The organism is Providencia vermicola (assembly GCF_020381325.1).
Classification (GTDB): domain Bacteria; phylum Pseudomonadota; class Gammaproteobacteria; order Enterobacterales; family Enterobacteriaceae; genus Providencia; species Providencia vermicola.
The window spans coordinates 167,489-182,394 of the sequence record NZ_JAGSPI010000004.1 but is presented as its reverse complement, the minus strand read 5'-3'; the positions used below and the strand labels follow the sequence as shown (position 1 = coordinate 182,394).

The window sequence follows — 14,906 nt, the reverse complement described above, 5'->3', positions numbered from 1 at the left end:
AAAAATTTCATTTTTTACTAGGCTAACTAGCGAAAATAAAAGGCTATTTATGTAATGGTGAAAATGCATATAGACAGGCGGATTGCCCATCAGGAGGATAGGAAATTGGCATTACATGGGGAGCTTCGAATGTAAGATGCGCAGGAATATCGCAAAGTGTGCGAGTGATGATTGCGAATTTTACGCGGTCGGAGTATGACCTTTTTGTTTGCTTTTTAGATAAAAAATCAACAAATACAGACGACAGTTTAAACTCCATAGAAACCGATTCCTATGTTTTAGATTAAGCTGGCTGCCTGGATGAGTGACCTAGGTGGCTTGCGGATAAAATTTTTGTTGGAACGTTACTTCGTTAAAATCAATTTACCTGTACGTGTTTGCCTTAACTGGTAAAGCTCGCCATTGTGCTGTATGGAAACCTTTCCTGTCGGCCCCAAGAGCTGTTGGCTCTCTACGACGTCAGTTTTGATTGTTTGCTTGGCCGTTTCGGCGATATTTTCTGCAACTGGCGCTGTCATATTATTTACCATGCTAACTATACTGATAACAGAAATGATATTGAGAATGATTATCTTTATAATTATGGCCAATATCAAGTGATTTTCACAATCAAACAACAAAAGAGCTACAAGCTGCAAATTTTGAAGTAAAAACAACTTAATTATTGTATTAAAGTTATAATACAACTCATTTGTTGTAATTCTTGATTTAAACAATCTGTGGGTTGTTTTTTTGTTTTGTACAATATTTAAGTTGTATTTTGATATTTTACAATGCTAAAGTTGTATTATTGAGTAGCAAACATCACTTAAGTTGTAATTTGAGGTGGGTATGGACGAGATAAAAAAAATAGCGAGTACATTGATTAAACAACGCAAAAATTTAGGTCTTGAGCAAAAAGATATGTACATGCGTATTGGTATGAAGCAGCAACAATACCAACGTGTTGAAGCAGGTAACGACATTAAATTATCAACATTTCTTCGTGTGCTTGAAGGGTTAGATTTAGCGATTTCAATTGTACAGAAAGATTCGAATAAAACATCATTACAATTTAATGCTGAAAAAACACACCTGCCAGATGACCAGGAAGATTTACAAACCTCACAGAGTGATGACTTAGATTTTTGGACAAATATCACGAGGACGAAATGAGTAAACAAACTGAAAATGTTGAAGGACTCAGGATCCAGTTACATGGTTTAGAGGTTGCCATTGTTGTTCATTATGCTGGGGGAAGGAATATACTCGTTTTTCATCCTGACTTTGTGAGTATGTCAGTGCTAGAGCGTCCAGTATTCACATTGCGGCAGTTAATGGACACAGATTATCTTGATAGCCCATTAATGAGTCGAATAAAGCTCCCTCCTATTTTATCCAATTTGTTACCTGAAGGGGCTTTAAGGGAACATACTGCAAAAATGATTAAATGTCAGATAGACAATGAATTTGCGCTCTTGGCATATTTAGGACGTAATTTATCTGGGGCATTATATGTAGAACCAATTCGTGCTGGAAAAGTGCCTGATTGGGCTTTGCAATATCGAACTTCGACTGAACCACAACAAATTGATGTTAAACATTCAGATAGCAAATTTTCATTAGCGGGCGTTCAAATAAAATTTTCGTCTTCTTATTTAGATGGACGCTACTATATTAATCAAGAAGTTTCAGAGGATATGTGGATTGTTAAAACGCCTTCCACATTGCATCAGGGTGTTCCAGTCAATGAATATACCTGCATGAGATTAGCTGAAAGTGCAGGGGCAGCCATCCCCGAAATACGGTTAATTAAGTTAGCAGATCTTGAGGATCTTCCAGATATAAAGTTGGCTGATGAGGAGTATGCTTATGGGATTAAACGGTTTGATCGTAGCTCAGAAGGCCGAATTCATACGGAGGATTTTGCTCAAATATTTGGTTTATACCCCACTGATAAGTATCAAAAAGCAAATTATGAAATTTTAGGAAGCACGCTTTATTATTCAAGTTCAGAAAAATATAAAGATATCCAACAAATGGCGAGGAGATTGTTAATTAATATTTTATTAGGTAATGGAGATGCCCATTTAAAAAATTGGTCACTAATCTACCGAGATAAAATATCCCCTTGCCTATCACCATTATATGATGTGGTTTTCACGAGTCCTTACATTGAGAACGATAAACTTGCATTAAAATTTGTTGGTACAAAACAATGGAATGAGATTACGTTGGCGCATTTTGAACAGTGGGCACAAAAAGTTGGTGTTCCTTGGCTTGTCATCAAGCCACATTTATTAGATGTTATGCAACATGCTAGAGCGTATTGGCCCTTGATGCTAAAGGAGTTGCCTATGTTCCAAAAACAGAAAGAACAATTAATTAGGCACTGGGCTCAGTTAAGTGATGATTTTCGGATTGGTTAAAATAACTTTCTATATTCAGTGTATTGATACGGATATTTTTTGAGTCTGCATTATTGGTCTTATTTCTAATTTATGAGGATTATCCATGAAAATATTACTAATAGGTGCAACAGGGTTAGTGGGTAGTCATGTGTTAGAGCAAGCGCTTGCAGACTCTCGAATTAGCCAAATTGTTGCCCCTGTACGCCATGCATTACCTGAGCACCCCAAATTATTCGCACCGATTGTTAATTTTGAACAGCTACCCGATGATGCGATGATGTGGGAAGTGGATGCGGTGATTTGCACTTTAGGGTCAACAATGAAAGTGGCGGGTTCAAAATCTGCGTTTCGCCAAGTTGATTACACTTACCCCTTAGCGTGCGCAAAACTTGCCAAAAAATGGGGTTGTCCAACTTATGCGCTAACCTCTGCATTAGGTGCTAATGCAAACTCACCATTCTTCTACAGCCGAATAAAGGGGGAGCTTGAACAAAGCTTAATCGCCTTGAATTTTGAGTCATTGACATTAGTGCGTCCTAATGTCATTAGTGGTCATCGTAATCAAGAGCGTCTTGGTGAGGTTATTGTTATTCGCATTATTTCTTGTTTATCCCGTATATTACCTGCGAGTTGCCAAATTAGCCCTGCAAAAAATATTGCTGGCGCTTTGCTAAATTCAGTCATTCATTCAGAAAAAGGGGTGAGAATTATTTCGTCGAAACAACTTGCATAACAATTTGCTGAGTATTTTTATTTTAGTGTTATAGATAAAATAAGAAAAAATGCATTATTTGATGGATATAACACTTTGAAACAAAAGTGTAACAAAAATGTAATATTTAAGTGTATTCACTTATTGTTGCTACTTATTTATTGTCATATTTTTGCCTGCTTGTACTTTTAGACGGGGTTAAATATGTCAATATTTAAGGAACAACCAGATATACCAGTAACAATGTCGAAATCTGAAATCGACGCTAAATACAAATACTGGCGATTACATTTAATGATTGTAAGCTACATTGGCTACGCAGTTTTTTATTTCACACGCAAAAGCTTTAACTTCGTGATGCCAGAGATGCTCACTGACTTAGGGATCACTAAGGCTGACATCGGTATGGTAGGCACCGCGTTCTACCTAACTTATGGCGCATCTAAATTCCTTTCTGGTATTATTGGTGATAGGTCGAACCCTCGCTATTTTATGGGAATTGGTTTAATCGCAACGGGTGTTGTGAATATTCTATTTGGTTTAACCTCTTCAATATCCATGTTTATTTTCTTATGGATGGTGAATGCGTTCTTCCAAGGTTGGGGGTGGCCGCCTTGTGCCAAAATCCTCAATACGTGGTATTCGCGTAATGAGCGTGGTCTTTGGTGGGCGATTTGGAATACTTCCCATAATATTGGTGGGGCGATAATTCCCATCTTATCAGGGGGAGTTGCACTCGCGTTAGGTTGGCGCTATGGGATGATCATTCCAGGTATCATTGCCATTGTGATTGGTATTGGGTTATGTATTCTTTTGCGTGATAGACCTCGTACTATGGGGTTACCCACTGTGGGTGAGTGGCGTAATGACCTTGAGGAATTAAAGTATGAAGCTAAAGGGGCTGGTTTACCGTTAGGTAAAATTCTGAACGAATATATCTTCAAAAATAAAGTCCTTTGGGTTCTCGCGATTTCCTATGCGGTTATTTATATCGTCAGAACAGGTATTAATGACTGGGCAAACTTATATTTAATCGAAGAGCATGGTTTTAATTTGCTTTCGGCTAATGCTGTTGTCATGATGTTTGAGATTGGCGGTTTCTTCGGTGCAATCGTTGCAGGATGGGGCTCTGATTTAATCTTTAAAGGTAACCGTGCGCAAATGAACGTAATTTACGCATTGGGTATTATTGTCACATCATTCTGTTTATGGATTGTACCTGTTGATAATGAATATGTCTTTTCGTTCTTATTTTTTATGACGGGTTTCTTTATCTTTGGCCCACAGTTCTTAATTGCTATGGCTGCCGCTGAAAACTCCCATAAAAATGCTGCGGGTGCATCGACAGGTTTCGTGAGCTTATTTGCCTATATTGGTGCGTCAATTGCAGGTTATCCATTGTCTATTGTGATTGAAAAATACCAGTGGAACGGTTTCTATTCTTTATTATTAACTTTATCTATTTTCTTAATTTTATTGCTGATCATTGCAATGGTAATGACTAAAAAGAAAGTGATCCTAGAAGATTAATATGTTTAACATATTGAAAAGCCCACAATAGTGGGCTTTTTTCGGTAAAGTGATTAACCTTGGATTTGGGCTAATGAGCCATATAAATTATAAAGCTCTTCGTATTCATCTTGTTGATAAAACTGAATGCGACCCCAACAAAATTGCTTAGCGACTTCCACCGTAAAACGCGTTGCATCAATGAGTTCACTTTCGTAACTTGCACCAGTATCACTCCCTGGAACGATTGTTTTAGCGGTAATGGCTAAACCAACAACAGGAGCTGGGGTGGCGACATGCGGTTGCATGATTGAATTAAAGTGATAAACCCCGTTGTCATAAGGGGAAATATCTTGCGTCGTAATTGGGAATGTTTTGGCCACATCACCTGTCGCGTACTCCAACAAGCGCACTAAGTCTGGGGATACGCGTAAAATATACCCCTGTTTTGCGGTTGGCGAAATAGCGATACCTCGGTGCTTAATGATGCTATTTCCTTTCGATGTGTCGATTGACAAAATCGCATCCATTTGTTCATCAACCTCATAGGTATTCATTGTTGATGAAGAAACAGGCATCCCCATAAAGTCGACAGGGTCATGCGGGGTGATTGATACATGAGTGGCGATATGTGAGGAAATAATTACATCACCTTTTAAACGGTTACCTTTAGTTGCCATATCCAGTAGTTTCATGGCGCTGGCAAACGCAACAATCGAGCCATCCGCATCCGATACTAACCCCATTCTATTGGGTTGCGCTTGTTGAGCACCTAAACGGCCGATGATGCCTAATGTGGGGTAGTTGCCACCAGCAAGCTTACCTTCAGTACCCTTAAGTGTTACTTTAATAAAATGACACAGTTGGCTAGGATCTTCAGGTGCTTCATAGGGAATAGACGTGACTTGAATATTGGCGTGTTCCACTCCCACTGAACGCAGCAATTCTGCCATTTTGGCGCCATCAACTTGAGGGGTATCAAGTAAGTCATACACTTGACTGATATAATTAAGTGACATTAGTTGGCTCCTTTAATCATATCTAAGCGAAATGGATGATTTGCCGAAATCTCTTCAATCTCATTTGGCCCTTTCAACCAAAGTGCATTCTGGTCACCTAAAATAGTACCTTGTTCATTTTCAATGAATAGGGCTGTACCTTCATATAAGGCAATTAATTCTTCACTCGGATTAATCGTTAAAAATTCATTTAAGCGCTCTTCGCGGCTTTCACCATTATGGCCGACAGGTTTGCCAGAAATAAAATGCGGATTGATTTGAAAAGGGGCGATATTCAGGGCATGAAAAGACGGGGGCTGAACAATCGGCATGTCATTGGTTGTTCGTATACTTGGCGTTGCGACATTACTCCCTGCGCTCCATCCCATATAAGGTATTGCTTCGTGTTTGACGCGTTGTGAAATTAGCTCAACAATTTTGGCATCGTATAAGCGCTTTAGAAGTGCAAATGTATTTCCACCCCCAATAGCAATGGCTTGTGCATGTTTAACAGCTGAAACTGGGTCATTAAAACGATGAATTGATTTTAAATTATACCCTAAAGCGTTAAAGACAGGTTGAACAATAGCTTCAAAATCATCAAAGCTAAATGTCACCGCAGCGTAAGGGATAAATAAAATTTCTTGTTCTTTATGTTGTAATAAACGGTGAATTTGTTCATCTGCATGTTCTAAATAATTCATATTTCCCATACGTGAACTGCTCATTAATAGTGCCTTTGTCATTTTTTATATTCCTTAATTATTTCTTGAAGCGCGGTTATTAATCTGTCAATTTCATTTTCGTTATTAAAATAATGCAGGGAGATGCGAGCCATTTTTTCTATGCGATAAAATTTTAAAATAGCGGTTGCCATAAAATGGCCTGACTCAATGATGATATTTTTGGTTTCTAATTTCTGCATTAATAAATCAGAGTGAATCTCGCGAATATTAAATGGAATAATACCTATTCGCTGGTGGCTATTATCAGGGCCGTAAATTTCAATGTCTGGTAATAAGGCGAGTTGCTGCATCGCATAGGCGGTTAATTCACGATTTCGTGCCTCTATCTGCGAAATACCTAACTGGTTTGCATAATCTAACGCGGTATCTAAACTGATAATGGCAGGTATATTAGGGCAGCCAGCTTCGAACCGTTTGGCGGTTGTAGGAAGAACAACACGACCTGTTTTGCTGTCAATACTGCTATTCCACCACCCTGCTAACATCGGAATCATCGATGGGATTTTATCTTCTTTAATAAAAAGAATGCCACTGCCTTCGATGGCTCTTAACCCTTTTCGCCCGCAAGAGGACATAAAATCACATTGCCAATCATTAATATTCACCTGATACATACCCAGTGCTTGAGATGCACTGACGTGGCTGAGTACATTGTGCTGTTTTGCGATTTCACAAATGGCTTTAACAGGCTGCATAACACCTGTGATATTTGAAAGCGCAACAAAGCTTAGAAGTTTGGTTTTGTGTGTAATGGCTTTTTTGACTGATATCGGGTCGATAACACCTAGGCTATCTGCCTGAATAGTAACAACCTTTATGCCTTTTTCATCAGCCAATAATTGCCAAATAGCGATATTGCTGAGCATTTCAGTATCTGGGATGATCACCTCATCTCCAGCTTGCCATGTGATCCCTCGGGCAATTAAACTGATGGATTCAGTCCCATTTTTGGTAAAGGCAATTTCGCTTTCTTTGGCACCAATAAAGGCCGCCATTTTCTGGCGACAGGTTTCAACTTGTTGGTATGTTTCTTTTCGAAAACTGGGTAGATAGATACCTAGCTCTGCGGTTTTATCAAGGTAATTTTTTACAGCATCAATGACCTGTTTTGGCGGGGGTGCCGCTGCTCCAGTGTCAAAATATGCAAAATGTTGTGAAACCAAAGTATCGTTTGCGACGTGAGACCATTTGTTCGTCATTACTTATTTCCTCTCATCAAATTAGCGAGTCCATAAAGCAAGCAGTTTGGCTTTTATGGTGGGTAAGAAGGCTTTCGCTGTTGAATACAGTGCATCGCCTGCAATCAAACCGCCTGCAAAGGTCGATATTTTGTCGGAGCTGACATGGAAGAAGCGTTCAATGATTATCCGTACCGCTAAAGCGACAAGGACTGTCCAGCCTGCGATGGGGTAATTGATCATCAAACCTGTGGAAAAAAGAACGCCAATTTGGTGTTTTGCTCCTCCAATTAATTGGATCACTGCGCCTGGAATAGCCCACAGTAGTAGCATCATAGCGACATCAGATGAGCTTCCTGCTTGGATGGTGGCGGCATATAAACGAGAGGCAGGGACAATTTTGTCTTGTTGAAAATAAAAATCGTAAGTGAGCGCAACAACAACCAATGCACAGGTAAAACCAATAATGGAAGCAAAGTACTGTTGTTTACGGCCAAAACGTTCCACACTTTGGTTTTTGCCATAACCTCGGATCATAAAACCCGTTTTTAGGTCGAACCCCATATCGGCAAAGGCGGGGCCTGTTGCAACACAAAAACCGACAAGTACCGCAAGCGCCTCTGGCGGAAATCCTAGTAAAATACCAATCATTAATGATATAAGTGCTGCGGCGGTGGCGGGAAACCAGCCTGAGTGCATAGCGGCCATGCCGACAATCATTTCTTGAATTAAGGCAGCTAGCGTTGCAAAAATCAGAAAGCCGATTAACTGCGGTAATGTCATGGTGACAAATATTTGGCTAATGAATGTTAGTGCTAACGCTGTTAAGAAATAAAAGATGGCACCTTTCATTAATGTTGACTTAATGCGGCGGCTACTTTGAGCGAGTTCTTCGCTTTCTTCTTGTATTGGGTCATCATTTTTTTTCTGACGAAAAACAATCGCACCAATTTGAATTAAGGCGACAATGCCGGCACCAATCATGACCCCATGAGGGACATAGTTTTCATATAAATTATAAGTAATTAAGCCTGACTCAGAAAACCCACGGATGAGTAAACCAATAGCAAACATGAATAAGGCAAAAATACTGCCAATTAGGGCAATTCCCGCAGATGCCATCGGGATGCCGAATCCCGCACCAACTGCACCCGCAGTAAATCCAGCAAGTAATGCGCCTAAACGTTTTCCACCTTTATTTCCTGCCCATAGCGTTTCTGCCGTAGCAACACCCGCTGGCCATGATGCACTTGCTGGGTAAGCTTTAGTATTAAATAGACCGTATAACATTGTGCCATCAATAATAATGGCGAAAAAAGCCCCTGCCATCATAGGGTAAATCAGTTCTGGAAGGCCGAGTACCCAAGGTACACCGATAGCAACCATCAGGCCATTAGCGGCAGCGAAGGTGGCAGCAGAAATACTGGTTTGAATTAAATTTTGTGCATCAATAAACTTAAATGAGGCAAATATACCAATAGGTAACCGAGATAATAAAATAGCTAACACGGCACCTATAATGGATGTATTTGCAGATATTCCGAGGGTGACAATAATTTGAATACCAATAATGGCACCCACAAAAGATAATATAATAATAGCAATTAATATTGATGGTGAGAAAATAGATACACGTACCTCAGTATCATTTTTATCATGAGATAGATTCATAGAGTTACCTATTTTAATTAATTATTATTTAGTTTTTATAATTTATATTTCCATATTTAAAATATGGCGGATAACTTACTGGCTGTAGATTTTAATAATGGGTAATATTCAGTTAAATTTTTACTTTGGCTTGATGCAGCAATACAGAGCGAACCTAACACACCTTTTTCGAATGAAAAAATAGGGACGGATAACCCTTGAGTTCCCACTAAGTAAGCCTCTTTGGAATAAGCGTAGCCTTCATCAGAATACAGCTTTAATTGTTTTTTTAATGGTTCGTTATCTTGTAAAGCGTGTTTTTGGAGATACTCATCAATATAGGAGATATCCATCGAGCTGAGAATAATTTGGGTAAAAGGTGCTTCATGCAATGATAATGCTTCACCTTCTTTTGAAGTAAAACGAATAAGGTGCTCACTTTCTAAAATAAAATTGCAAATAGCAATGTCATTATAACGACGATAGATAAAAATAGTCTCATGGGTTTTATCCGCAAGGGGACGTAAGTAGTCATTTGCTAATTGTGAAAATTGCCGTGTATTATTTGCAAGGTGACCAATTTCAATACAGCGTAAACCTAATAAATACTCTTTATTTTTATTTTTTTGCAGAAAGCCTTGTTCTTCTAAAATATTAAAGCCACGTTGGACAACAGAAGGGCTCTTATCAATATGACGTGCGAGTTCTCGCACTCCCCATACTGGTTTGCTAATTGAGAAATAATCAAGCAGAGCGAGGACAAAACCCGCAGATTGTAGTCGATTATTCATAAATTTCCCCTATGTGTTAACGTGAGAATGCGATTTTATTGTTATCTCTGCCGTTCCTTTTTGAGGAACAGTGTTCCTATATCGAGTAAAGATATAATTAGATTAAATAGCTGGTGAAGTAAATGAATTGTTGCCGCAGTGTTAATTGGATCACTTAATTAATCAGTTTTTTATATTTATATTTTCAATATTTATTATAATTAGTTGAATTTTAATGACTTTTAAATTTCTCGGTGTGTTCCTACTAGCGACACAATCCAAACGAGAGAATGCCCTCATTAGCTAAATAAATAGTGTGGTTTTCCTTCACGCTTATTTTTTGGTTATTTTCAGGTAGCCTTTATATTTTTTGTGTAAACGTTTACACTAAGTCGAGATTGATCACAGAAGCGGGCAGTGACTCATTGGTATACTCCGCAGTAATGGCAAGTTTAAAGATTAAAAAACGTGTAGAGGTGAAAAATGCAACTGACTGAAGTGTTAGTCACAGGTGGGTTGGGGTATATCGGTAGCCATACTTGTATTCAACTAATAAAAGCAGGTTTTTCACCTGTTATTGTGGATAATCTATATAACGCAAAGCAGGAAGTCCTTAACCGTATTGAAAAATTAACGGGTAGTCGCCCTGTATTTTACCAATGTGATGTTCGTAACGAGCAAGCACTCAATGCTATCTTTGCCAAGCATCAATTTTATTCGGTGATCCACTTTGCAGGGTTGAAAGCGGTCGGTGAGTCAGTCGAAAAACCAATTAAATATTATGATGTTAATCTTAATGGAACCCTAGTTTTAGTGCGCTGTATGCAAAAAGCGAGCGTCAAGCGTTTGATCTTCAGTTCTTCAGCAACGGTATATGGCCAGCCTCATTCACTCCCCATTACTGAGGATTTTCCGACAGGAAATACCCAGAGTCCTTACGGTACGAGTAAATATATGGTTGAACGCTGTCTTGGGGATCTCTACCAAGCTGACAACGCTTGGTCAATTTCGATTTTGCGCTATTTTAACCCCGTTGGCGCACATTCTTCAGGATTACTTGGTGAAGACCCTCAAGGTATCCCAAATAACTTAACACCTTATATTACACAGGTCGCTGTTGGAAAAAGGGAAAAACTGGCTATTTATGGAAACGATTACCCAACCATTGATGGAACAGGGGTTCGTGATTATATCCATGTGATGGATTTGGCGGATGGGCATGTCGCTGCATTACAGGGTGTCGGTCATAAAGCGGGGCTGCACACCTATAATTTAGGATCGGGCTACGGTGTCAGTGTGCTGCAAGTATTGCAGGCTTTTGAAAAAGCTGTAGGAAAACCCATTCCTTATGTGTTTGAACCACGTCGTGCGGGGGATATTGCCGAATATTGGTCAACCCCTGAAAAAGCGTATCGCGAACTTGGTTGGAAAACGTGCCGTACCATTGATGATATGGCGGTAGATAGCTGGCGTTGGCAATCAAATAATCCCGATGGTTATGGTGTATAGGAGAGTAATTGGATGAAAACAATGCAATTTAACCCCTCTGACTGCCCTCATCGCCGTTATAACCCACTAACTGGGCAATGGGTGTTAGTTTCCCCTCACAGAGCCAAACGCCCTTGGAGTGGTAGAGATGAAAAGCCTGCGGTAGAAAACCTACCCCATTATGATGCAGATTGCTTTCTTTGCCCAACCAATACACGGGTTTCAGGGGAAGTGAACCCTAACTATCAAGGGACGTATGTTTTTCAAAATGACCATGGTGCTTTATTGGCAGATGCCTGTGCGCAACCGAAAAACCAGTCTGAATTATTTCAAGCTCAATCAGTGAGCGGCGTTAGCCGGGTGATCTGTTTTTCGCCAGATCACAGTAAAACCTTACCTGAACTTTCATTGTCTGAAATTGGCAGCGTGATAGACACTTGGCAGCAGCAGATTAGTGAACTAAGCGAGCGTTATACATGGGTTCAGGTATTTGAAAATAAAGGTGAAATTATGGGGTGCTCACAGCCACATCCCCATGGGCAAATTTGGGCGAGTGATTTTTTGCCTAATGAAATTGAGCGTAAAAACCATTTTTTATCTGAATATTATCAACGCAATGGTACTAACTTACTGATGGATTATGTTAACGCAGAGCGACAGGATGGCTCTCGCATTGTGGTGGAGACTGAGCATTGGGTCGCACTGGTGCCATATTGGGCAGCTTGGCCATTTGAAACGTTGTTGTTGCCGAAACAACATATTAAACGCATGGATGAAATGAGTGAAACCATTCGTTTGGACTTGAGTGTTGCACTAAAAAAACTGACTAGCCGCTACGATAACTTATTCGAATGTTCCTTTCCTTATTCAATGGGATGGCACTTCGCCCCTTATTTCAAAGAACCTAAAAACATTGAACATTGGCAATTACATGCGCTGTTTTATCCGCCATTGCTACGTTCCGCTACCGTAAAAAAATTTATGGTGGGTTATGAAATGCTGGCGGAAACACAACGGGACTTAACGCCAGAGCAGGCGGCTCAACGTCTAAGAGATGTCAGTGATAAGCATTATAAACAGCGCTAAGCCTACAAAAATGCCACTAATTAATATTTGTTTGGTTTTTATTATCCGAGCAAATCTATTTTATGATTAAGGAATACAATAATGGAATTACTAAAACAGACGGTTGCTAGTTCGTTTGAAAAAACATTTGGTTACCCGGCGGATACCTATGTTCAAGCGCCTGGGCGGGTCAATTTAATTGGTGAACATACCGATTATAACGACGGCTTTGTTTTACCTTGTGCCATTGATTACCAAACCATGACAGCGGCATCAAAACGTGGAGATCGTATTATTCGTGTTGTTGCTGCTGATTATGATAATGACTGTGATGAATTCAGCTTAGACGACGAAATTACATTTTTACCTGAAAAGATGTGGGCGAACTATATTCGTGGCGTAGTTAAGTTCTTATTAGAACGCGGTTTTTCATTTAATGGCTGTGATATAGCAGTTAGTGGAAACGTCCCTCAAGGCGCAGGTTTGAGCTCTTCGGCTTCATTAGAAGTGGTGATAGGTCAGACTCTTAAGAGTTTGTATCAATTAGATATTAGCCAACAAGAGATTGCGCTTAATGGTCAGCAGGCAGAAAACCAATTTGTCGGCTGTAATTGCGGCATTATGGACCAGCTTATTTCTGCGTGTGGGGACGAAGGGCACGCCTTATTGATTGATTGCCGTAGCTTAGAACTGTTCCCTATTTCCATCCCTGATGATTTGGTTGTGATGATAATCAACTCAAATAAACAACGAGGGCTGGTTGGCAGCGAGTACAACACGCGTCGCCAACAGTGTGAAGAAGCGGCGAAAACCTTTGGTGTTAAAGCATTGCGTGATGTGAGCTATGAAGACTTTTTGCTCAAGCAGCACCAATTATCCCCCCTTGTTGCTAAGCGTGCAAAACATGTGATTAGTGAAAATGAACGTACATTGTTATCAGCTAAAGCATTGACAGAAAATGATTTATTACTTCTAGGCCAATTAATGGCGCAATCCCATATTTCAATGCGTGATGATTTTGAAATTACGGTTAAAGAAATTGATACGTTAGTAGATATTGTAAAATCGGTTTTAGGATCTCAAGGTGGCGTACGCATGACAGGGGGCGGTTTTGGCGGCTGTGTGGTAGCCCTAATGCAACAGCAATTTGTTCAGCCTGTCATCGATGCGGTTGAAGCGCAATATGCGAATAAAACAGGTTTACATGCGGATATTTATGTGTGCCAACCAAGCCAAGGTGCAGGCGTTATATAATTCAGGGCAAAGGATTGTTTATGCAAGAGAGAGACTCCGTTTCATCTGAACCCACGGTGGTAACTTTAACTAATCGACGAGGAATGACTATTATCCTGACAAACCTAGGTGCGAGCTGGTTAAGTTGCATTTTACCCCTCGTAAATGGGCAACGTGATGTTGTTTTAGGTTCCCCTAATATGACCAAACAAAAGGAGCAGGAGGTATATTTAGGGGCAACGGTCGGTAGAGTGGCAAACCGCATTGAAAATGCACAATTTTCAGTTAATGGAATACAGTACAACGTTACAAATAACCAAGGTGCTCATTGCTTACATGGTGGAAAAGATAATTTCAGTTATCGAATATGGAATATTTCCCAGCAAAATGCACATCAAGTCACTTTTTCGTTAATTTCACCTGATGGCGACCAAGGCTTTCCAGGGGAGCTAAAGGTTGAGGTGAGTTATGAATTAACGGAAGAAAACCAAGTGGTTATTCGTTATCAACACCAAACAACACAGGCAGGCCCAGTTAACCTAACAAACCATACCTATTTTAATCTTGCGGGGGAAGGGGCGGGAGAAACTGTATTAGGCCATGAGCTAGAAATCCAGAGCGGCTATTACCTACCGACTGATTTAGACGGTATTCCGACGGGAGAATGGAAAAACGTAGCTAATACACATTTTGACTTTCGCTGTGTAAAAACAATTGGCCGCGACTTTTTACAAGATGCAGACCAAAAAGCGGCTCGAGGTTACGACCACACATTTATTCTTGATGACACATTGAATAATGCTCGGCAACCCGTTGCATCACTGCGTTCTCCTAACGGGGATGTACAAATGAATGTTTTAACGACAATGCCATCAATGCAACTGTATACAGGAAATTATTTAATCTCAGTTGCAGGAAAGACAGGGGAATATGCCCCCTATTCAGGCGTCGCATTTGAAACGCAATTTCCCCCTGATGCGGTAAACCACCCTGAGTGGGGGGCGCAGTACAGCCCGATTTCACAGCCAGAACAGATTTACATCAGTGAAACGTGTTATCAATTTATTTTCTAGGCTTATTGTTTTGTCTGTTCAACACCGCGATTTGGCGGTGTTTTCTTTTGATTTAAACAATTTTATTATGCGTTATGCCATTGTTTTTAATCCT

Annotated in this window: 15 protein-coding genes; 8 read left to right on the top strand and 7 right to left on the bottom strand. The window is 40.0% G+C overall.

Going from position 1 to position 14,906, the window contains the following annotated elements:
- Positions 1-43: 43 nt before the first annotated feature.
- Entirely contained in the window at positions 44-259 is a 216-nt protein-coding gene (locus tag KDJ85_RS07490) for a hypothetical protein (RefSeq protein ID WP_225819118.1), read from the bottom strand.
- Between the two features lie 85 nt (positions 260-344).
- Positions 345-518, bottom strand: coding sequence for a hemin uptake protein HemP (gene hemP, locus KDJ85_RS07485; protein WP_225819117.1), 174 nt, complete (start codon positions 516-518; stop codon positions 345-347).
- A gap of 313 nt (positions 519-831) precedes the next feature.
- Between hemP and KDJ85_RS07480 the strand changes: the two genes are divergently transcribed.
- The 4 genes from KDJ85_RS07480 (at position 832) to uhpC (ending at position 4,632) form a co-directional block, all read left to right on the top strand.
- Positions 832-1,155 carry a helix-turn-helix domain-containing protein gene (locus tag KDJ85_RS07480; RefSeq protein ID WP_225819116.1) on the top strand — a complete coding sequence of 108 codons (324 nt, stop codon included), beginning with the start codon at positions 832-834 and terminating at the stop codon, positions 1,153-1,155.
- Complete coding sequence (locus KDJ85_RS07475; protein WP_225819115.1) at positions 1,152-2,408, top strand: type II toxin-antitoxin system HipA family toxin; 1,257 nt, start codon at positions 1,152-1,154, stop codon at positions 2,406-2,408. Before KDJ85_RS07480 ends, KDJ85_RS07475 begins: the two co-directional genes overlap by 4 nt.
- Positions 2,409-2,493: 85 nt before the next feature.
- Positions 2,494-3,123: a Rossmann-fold NAD(P)-binding domain-containing protein gene (locus KDJ85_RS07470; RefSeq protein WP_225819114.1), complete on the top strand. Its 630-nt coding sequence runs from the start codon at positions 2,494-2,496 to the stop codon at positions 3,121-3,123.
- Positions 3,124-3,306: 183 nt separating this feature from the next.
- Positions 3,307-4,632: an MFS transporter family glucose-6-phosphate receptor UhpC gene (gene uhpC / locus KDJ85_RS07465; RefSeq protein ID WP_225819113.1), complete on the top strand. Its 1,326-nt coding sequence runs from the start codon at positions 3,307-3,309 to the stop codon at positions 4,630-4,632.
- A 53-nt stretch (positions 4,633-4,685) separates the two neighbouring features.
- Here uhpC and KDJ85_RS07460 read toward each other — a convergent pair whose 3' ends face one another.
- Genes KDJ85_RS07460 through KDJ85_RS07440 form a run of 5 tightly spaced genes read right to left on the bottom strand, consistent with a single transcriptional unit; the run spans position 4,686 to position 9,974 of the window.
- Positions 4,686-5,630, bottom strand: a complete 945-nt coding sequence (locus KDJ85_RS07460; protein ID WP_225819112.1) for a DUF1177 domain-containing protein — start codon at positions 5,628-5,630, stop codon at positions 4,686-4,688.
- Positions 5,630-6,355 (bottom strand): dipeptidase PepE, encoded by a 726-nt coding sequence (gene pepE, locus KDJ85_RS07455; protein ID WP_225819111.1) that lies wholly within the window; start codon positions 6,353-6,355, stop codon positions 5,630-5,632. The genes KDJ85_RS07460 and pepE overlap by 1 nt, the downstream gene beginning before the upstream one ends.
- Positions 6,352-7,554 carry an aminotransferase class V-fold PLP-dependent enzyme gene (locus KDJ85_RS07450; RefSeq protein WP_225819110.1) on the bottom strand — a complete coding sequence of 401 codons (1,203 nt, stop codon included), beginning with the start codon at positions 7,552-7,554 and terminating at the stop codon, positions 6,352-6,354. The genes pepE and KDJ85_RS07450 overlap by 4 nt, the downstream gene beginning before the upstream one ends.
- A 21-nt stretch (positions 7,555-7,575) precedes the next feature.
- Complete coding sequence (locus KDJ85_RS07445) at positions 7,576-9,204, bottom strand: OPT/YSL family transporter (RefSeq protein WP_225819109.1); 1,629 nt, start codon at positions 9,202-9,204, stop codon at positions 7,576-7,578.
- 56 nt (positions 9,205-9,260) lie between these two features.
- Positions 9,261-9,974, bottom strand: a complete 714-nt coding sequence (locus KDJ85_RS07440; RefSeq protein WP_225819108.1) for an IclR family transcriptional regulator — start codon at positions 9,972-9,974, stop codon at positions 9,261-9,263.
- Between the two features lie 462 nt (positions 9,975-10,436).
- Between KDJ85_RS07440 and galE the strand changes: the two genes are divergently transcribed.
- The 4 genes from galE to galM all read left to right on the top strand — a co-directional run bounded on the left by galE (position 10,437) and on the right by galM (position 14,812).
- Positions 10,437-11,462 (top strand): UDP-glucose 4-epimerase GalE, encoded by a 1,026-nt coding sequence (galE, locus tag KDJ85_RS07435; RefSeq protein WP_225819107.1) that lies wholly within the window; start codon positions 10,437-10,439, stop codon positions 11,460-11,462.
- 12 nt (positions 11,463-11,474) lie between these two features.
- Complete coding sequence (locus tag KDJ85_RS07430; protein ID WP_225819106.1) at positions 11,475-12,527, top strand: UDP-glucose--hexose-1-phosphate uridylyltransferase; 1,053 nt, start codon at positions 11,475-11,477, stop codon at positions 12,525-12,527.
- 81 nt (positions 12,528-12,608) lie between these two features.
- Positions 12,609-13,760 carry a galactokinase gene (gene galK, locus KDJ85_RS07425; protein ID WP_225819105.1) on the top strand — a complete coding sequence of 384 codons (1,152 nt, stop codon included), beginning with the start codon at positions 12,609-12,611 and terminating at the stop codon, positions 13,758-13,760.
- 20 nt (positions 13,761-13,780) lie between these two features.
- Positions 13,781-14,812, top strand: a complete 1,032-nt coding sequence (gene galM, locus KDJ85_RS07420) for a galactose-1-epimerase (RefSeq protein WP_225819104.1) — start codon at positions 13,781-13,783, stop codon at positions 14,810-14,812.
- Positions 14,813-14,906 lie beyond the last annotated feature (94 nt).